Origin of the sequence: Leifsonia sp. 22587 (assembly GCF_052044215.1) — a bacterium.
GTDB classification, from domain to species: domain Bacteria; phylum Actinomycetota; class Actinomycetes; order Actinomycetales; family Microbacteriaceae; genus Leifsonia; species Leifsonia shinshuensis_C.
The window spans coordinates 1634522-1640718 of the sequence record NZ_JBQENB010000001.1 but is presented as its reverse complement, the minus strand read 5'-3'; the positions used below and the strand labels follow the sequence as shown (position 1 = coordinate 1640718).

Here is a 6197-nt window from a genome sequence, read left to right as displayed (position 1 = left end):
AGGGGACCGGACGGAGGGTGCAGCCTGCGCTTGCCCGGACGCCGGCCGTAGGCCGCCTCGACCTTTCCCCACCGGCCGATCGTCGGAGAAAGGTGTCCAAATCTCCGACACAGCGCTCTCTGGAGGGAGATCCGGAGGGATTCGCGCTGAATCTCCGACGATAGGACGCGGAACAGGGACGCAGGACGGGAGGGCGAGGCGCGGGTCGCCGCGCCGCGGCGGCACCCCGACTTCCCAGCCGCGGCATAGCGCGCACCGGGCGGCTTCGCGGCCAGCTCCAAGGCGTACGCCGCTAGCCTGAAGCCGTGGATTCCGTGCTCCTGTTCGTCCTCGGCGTCGTCATCATCCTGATCGGCGTCGCTCTGTCGATCGCGCTGCACGAGATCGGACACCTGGTCCCGGCCAAGCTGTTCGGCGTCAAGGTGACGCAGTACATGATCGGCTTCGGCAAGACGCTGTTCTCGTTCCGGCGCGGCGAGACCGAGTACGGCGTGAAGGCCATCCCGCTCGGCGGCTACATCTCGATGATCGGGATGTTCCCCCCGGGCAAGGACGGCGGCCGCGGGCGCAACGCGACCACCGGGTTCATGCAGCAGATGGTGCAGGATGCGCGGGTCGCGAGCTCCGAGACGGTCGCCGTCGGCGAGGAGGAGCGCACCTTCTACCGCCTCCCCGTCTGGAAGCGCATCGTCATCATGTTCGGCGGCCCGTTCATGAACCTCCTGATCGGCGTGCTGCTGTTCGGCGTGCTCCTGATGGGTTTCGGTGCGCCGCAGAGCTCGACGACCGTCGCGACGGTCAGCCAGTGCGTGCTGCCCGCCGGGAGCACCGCGAAGGCGTGCCCGGCCGACGCGACCCAGGGGCCGGCCGCCGCCGCGGGGCTGAAGCCCGGCGACACGATCGTGAGCATCGACGGCACCCGGATCACCAGCTGGGACCAGTCCACCGCGATCATCCGCAAGTCGGCCGGTCAGACGCTCACGGTGGTGCTCAGCCGCGACGGCGAGCAGCGGACGGTGCAGGTCACGCCCGTCGTGAACAAGGTCGCCAAGACCGACGCGAACGGCGCGGTCGTCAAGAACGCGGCCGGCGGCATCGAGACGCTGACGGTCGGGTTCGTCGGCATCGGCCCGGTCGCCAAGCTCGTCCCGCAGCCCATCACCGCGGTGCTCCCGGCGGTGGGCGCGCAGACGGGGGCTGTCGTCAACGTCTTCGCCCACCTGCCGCAGCGGATGGTCGACGTCTGGAACGCCGCCTTCGGCTCGGCGCCGCGCGACCCGAATGGCCCGATCAGCGTCGTGGGCATCGGCCGCGCGGCGGGTGAGCTCACCGCGCTCGACGGCGTCCCGGTGGTGGACAAGGTCTACACGATGATCGGGATGCTTGCCTCGCTGAACATCGCGCTGTTCGTGTTCAACCTGGTGCCGCTGCTCCCGCTCGACGGCGGCCACATCGCCGGCGCCCTGTGGGAGGGACTGCGGCGCACGTTCGCGAAGCTGTTCCGGCGCCGCGACCCGGGCCCGGTCGACATGGCCAAGCTGATGCCGCTGACCTTCGCCGTGGTGATCGTGCTGGGCGGGATGAGCGTCCTGCTCATGTACGCCGACATCGTCAAGCCGGTCAACCTCTTCGGCTGACCGGGCGCACGGGTCGCGCGCACCGGGTGCCCAGCCGACTCCCACGCAGCCGCGTAGGATTGGGGACGTGGCAGCAATCAATCTGGGGATGCCCAAAGTCCCCGAAACCCTCGCCCCCCGTCGCAAGTCCCGCCAGATCCGCGTGGGCAAAGTGCTGGTCGGCGGCGACGCCCCGATCAGCGTGCAGTCGATGACCACCACGCCGACGACCAACATCAACGCCACGCTGCAGCAGATCGCCGAACTGACGGCGTCCGGCTGCGACATCGTCCGCGTGGCCGTCCCGAGCCGCGACGACGCCGAGGCGCTGCCGATCATCGCGAAGAAGAGCCAGATCCCGGTCATCGCCGACATCCACTTCCAGCCCAACTACGTCTACGCGGCGATCGACGCCGGGTGCGCGGCCGTCCGCGTCAACCCGGGCAACATCCGCAAGTTCGACGACCAGGTGGGGGAGATCGCACGCCGCGCCAAGGCGGCGGGCGTCTCGCTGCGTATCGGCGTGAACGCCGGATCGCTCGACCGCCGCCTGCTCGAGAAGTACGGAAAGGCCACCCCGGAGGCGCTCGTCGAGTCGGCCGTCTGGGAGGCGAGCCTGTTCGAGGAGCACGACTTCCACGACTTCAAGATCTCGGTCAAGCACAATGACCCGATCGTGATGGTGAAGGCGTACCGGATGCTCGCCGAGCGCGGCGACTGGCCCCTCCACCTCGGAGTCACCGAGGCCGGCCCCGCCTTCCAGGGCACCATCAAGTCGGCCACCGCGTTCGGCATCCTGCTGGGCGAGGGCATCGGCGACACCATCCGCGTGTCGCTCTCGGCGCCGCCGGCGGAAGAGGTCAAGGTCGGCCTGCAGATCCTGCAGTCGCTCAACCTGCGCGAGCGCAAGCTCGAGATCGTCTCCTGCCCGAGCTGCGGTCGCGCGCAGGTGGACGTCTACTCGCTCGCCGACAGCGTCACCGAGGGCCTCCAGGGCATGAGCGTTCCGCTGCGCGTCGCGGTCATGGGCTGCGTCGTGAACGGCCCCGGAGAGGCCCGCGAGGCCGACCTCGGTGTCGCGAGCGGCAACGGCAAGGGCCAGATCTTCGTCAAGGGCGAGGTCATCAAGACCGTGCCCGAGTCCGAGATCGTCGCGACGCTCATCCAGGAGGCCAACCGCCTCGCCGACGAGATGGCCGACCGCCCGTCGGGCGAGCCGACGGTCAGCGTCGGGGCTCACTGAACCGTCAGGGCTGACGGACCGCGTCGGACGGTACCGGCTCGAAGGCCACCCGTCCGGTCCCGATGTCGGCCGCCATCACGCGGAGACGGATCCGGTCGCCCGGCTCGACGCCGTCCCAGCGCGGCGTCGACGCGGTGACGGCCGGCTCGTCCAGCTGCACCAGCACGGTCCCGTTGCGCACCGCGAGCACCGTCGCGCCCAGCTCCGCGCCGATGCGCGAGCTCAGCAGCGCGGCCTCCACCCGGTCCACCGCGCCCGCCTCGACCTGAGCGGCGAGGCGGCTGGAGGCGCCCATGATCGACGGGAGGGTGCCGAGCGACGTCCGCGCCCACTCGGGCACCGGACGTCCGCCGCAGAGCGCCTCGCAGATCACGAGGCCCCAGCGGTCGACGAGCCGCCGCAGGGGCGCGGTGACGTGCGCGTACGGTGCGGCGATCGCGGCCTGCTGCGGGTCGTGCGGCGGCTCGCCGTCGAACGCCACGTAACCGGCGCCACGGAACAGCGCCGTGGCCGCCTGCAGCACGGCCGCCGCCAGCGGGTGCACCGGGTCGAGCGTGCGCAGGTAGGCGCCGTACGGCATCCCTTCGGCCCACGGCAGGCCCAGCGCGACCGTCTGCGCGCGGAAGGTCTGGAACGCCTCGTCGGTCGGCGCGGGCATGGTCCGCAGGATGCCGACCCGGCCCTCGATCATCAGCTGCGCCGCCGCCATCCCGGTCAGGAGCGACAGCTGCGCGTTCCACTCCTCGACCGGGAGCGGCGCGCGCCGCTCCAGGGCGTAGGTCCCGTCGCGCACGACGACCTCCTCGTCGGGCGTGTTGAGGCTCGCTCCGCCGCGCTCGCGCTCGCACGCGATCCTGGCCTCCCCGATCTCCCGCAGCAGCGCGAGCTCCGGCGGCGCGCTCCCGTCGTCGAGCGCGGCCTGCGCTTCCTCGTAGCTCCAGCGGCGGCGCGAGCGGATGCGCGCCCGCGACACGTGCGCGGACGTCTGGTGGCCGTCGCCGTCGAGGGCGATCTCCCAGACGAACGCCCCGCGCACGACGTCGGGGAGCAGCGAGCCGGCGTCCTCGCCGATGACGTCGGGGTGGAGGGGCACGCGTCCGTCCGGGGCGTAGATGGTCTGCCCGCGGCCGCGCGCCTCCTGGTCGACGGCCCCGTCGGGCGCGACCAGGGCGGGGACGTCCGCGATCGCGTACCGCACCAGGAAGCCGTCGCCCGCGCGCGAGAGGTGCATCGCCTGGTCGAGGTCGGTGGACCCGGCGGGGTCGATGGTGAGGAACGGCACGTCCGTCGCATCGGCGTCCGGCAGCGGATGCGCGGCCGCGGCCGCGCGCGCCTCGGCCTCGACGGCGGGCGGGAACGCCTCCGGCAGCCCGAGCTCCTGACGGAACGCGGCGAGCGATGCGGCGAGCGGTGCGGCCGCGGGGGAGGCGGCGACGCGGGTCCTGCGGTCGGGCATGCCGCCACCCTAGTCTCCGTGGCCGTGCCGCCTTCCGGCTCCCCTTAACATGGAACGGTGCCTACACGCCTGAGCAACTACTTCCTCCGCACCCTCCGTGAAGACCCCTCGGACGCCGAGGTCACCAGCCACCGCCTGCTGGTGCGCGCCGGCTACATCCGCCGCCAGGCGCCGGGTATCTTCGCGTGGCTGCCGCTGGGGCTGCGCGTGAAGGAGAAGATCGAGCGGATCATCCGCGAGGAGATGGCGGCCGCCGGCGCCCACGAGGTGCACTTCCCCGCGCTGCTGCCGCGCGAGCCCTACGAGGCCACCGGCCGCTGGGAGGAGTACGGCGACGGCATCTTCCGACTGCAGGACCGCAAGGGCGCCGACTACCTGCTCGCGCCGACGCACGAGGAGGTCTTCACCCTGCTCGTGAAGGACCTCTATTCGTCCTATAAGGACCTGCCGCTGACCATCTTCCAGATCCAGGACAAGTACCGCGACGAGGCCCGCCCGCGTGCCGGCCTCCTGCGCGGCCGCGAGTTCACGATGAAGGACGCGTACTCGTTCGACGCCACGGATGAGGGACTCGACGCGAGCTACATGGCCCAGCGCGAGGCCTACGAGCGCATCTTCACCCGGCTCGGCCTGTCGTACGTCATCGTTCAGGCGGACGCCGGAGCGATGGGCGGCTCGCGGTCGGAGGAGTTCCTGCACCCGACGCCCGTCGGCGAGGACACCTTCGTGCGCTCGCCCGGCGGGTACGCCGCGAACGTCGAGGCGTTCACGACGATCGCGCCTCCCGCGCGCTCGTACGAGAAGCTGACGCCCCAGGAGGTGCTCGACACCCCCGGGTCGCCCACGATCCAGACGCTGGTCGAGGTGGCGAACGAGAAGCACCCGCGTCCGGACGGGCGCGCCTGGACGGCGGCGGACACGCTGAAGAACGTGGTCCTGGCCCTGACCAACCTCGACGGAACCCGCGAGCTGGTCGTCGTCGGCCTGCCGGGCGACCGCGAGGTCGACCTCAAGCGCGCCGAGGTGGCCTTCGCGCCCGCCGAGGTGGACGCCGCGACCGACGACGACTTCGCCAAGAACCCCGGTCTCGTGAAGGGCTACATCGGCCCCTGGTCGGCCGACGGCCCCGTGCTGGGCGAGAAGTCTGCCACGGGCATCCGCTACGTGGTCGACCCGCGCGTGGTCGACGGCTCGGGATGGATCACCGGCGCCAACATCGAGGGCAAGCACGTCTTCGGCCTGGTCGCCGGCCGCGACTTCTCGTGGGACGGGGTGGTCGAGGTCGCCGAGGTCAAGCCCGGCGATCCGGCGCCCGACGGCTCCGGACCGGTGGAGCTCGCCCGCGGCATGGAGATCGGCCACGTCTTCCAGCTCGGCCGCAAGTACGCCGAGGCGCTCGGCCTCAAGGTGCTCGACGAGAACGGCAAGCTCGTCACGGTCACGATGGGTTCGTACGGCATCGGTGTGACGCGCATCCTCGCCATCCTCGCCGAGGAGAACAACGACGACCGCGGGCTGGTCTGGCCCGAGTCGATCGCTCCGTTCGACGTGCACGTCGTCGCCACCGGTCGCGACCAGGTCGCCTACGACCTGGCGGAGGAGATCATCGGCCAGCTCGAGGACGCCCGGCTCGACGTGCTCTACGACGACCGGCCGAAGGTGTCGCCCGGTGTGAAGTTCGGCGACGCCGAGCTGATCGGCGTGCCGCGCGTGCTCGTGGTCGGTCGCGGCGCGGCCGACGGCGAGGTCGAGCTGTGGAACCGGCGCACCGGTGACCGGCGCACTCTGCCGGTGGCCGAGGCGGTCGCCGAGCTGACGGCCTAGCCCCGGTCGCAGCCGGCCCGCGCCGCGGGCACCGCGCCTCGGCCGGAGCCGGAGCTCA

The 6197-nt window shown here is 71.7% G+C and carries 4 protein-coding genes; 3 read left to right on the top strand and 1 reads right to left on the bottom strand.

What is annotated here, in order from left to right; all coding sequences use genetic code 11:
• Window positions 1–314 precede the first annotated feature (314 nt).
• Window positions 315–1637 (top strand): M50 family metallopeptidase, encoded by a 1323-nt coding sequence (locus ACTJI1_RS07940; protein ID WP_310134897.1) that lies wholly within the window; start codon window positions 315–317, stop codon window positions 1635–1637.
• 88 nt (window positions 1638–1725) lie between these two features.
• Window positions 1726–2859 carry a flavodoxin-dependent (E)-4-hydroxy-3-methylbut-2-enyl-diphosphate synthase gene (ispG, locus tag ACTJI1_RS07935; protein WP_310134900.1) on the top strand — a complete coding sequence of 378 codons (1134 nt, stop codon included), beginning with the start codon at window positions 1726–1728 and terminating at the stop codon, window positions 2857–2859.
• 4 nt (window positions 2860–2863) lie between these two features.
• On the opposite strand, the gene ACTJI1_RS07930 is transcribed toward ispG, so the two are convergent.
• Window positions 2864–4315, bottom strand: coding sequence for an RNB domain-containing ribonuclease (locus tag ACTJI1_RS07930; RefSeq protein WP_440742157.1), 1452 nt, complete (start codon window positions 4313–4315; stop codon window positions 2864–2866).
• Window positions 4316–4372: 57 nt separating this feature from the next.
• Here ACTJI1_RS07930 and ACTJI1_RS07925 point away from each other — a divergent pair, with 57 nt between their 5' ends.
• Window positions 4373–6139 (top strand): proline--tRNA ligase, encoded by a 1767-nt coding sequence (locus ACTJI1_RS07925; RefSeq protein WP_310129108.1) that lies wholly within the window; start codon window positions 4373–4375, stop codon window positions 6137–6139.
• Window positions 6140–6197: the final 58 nt, after the last annotated feature.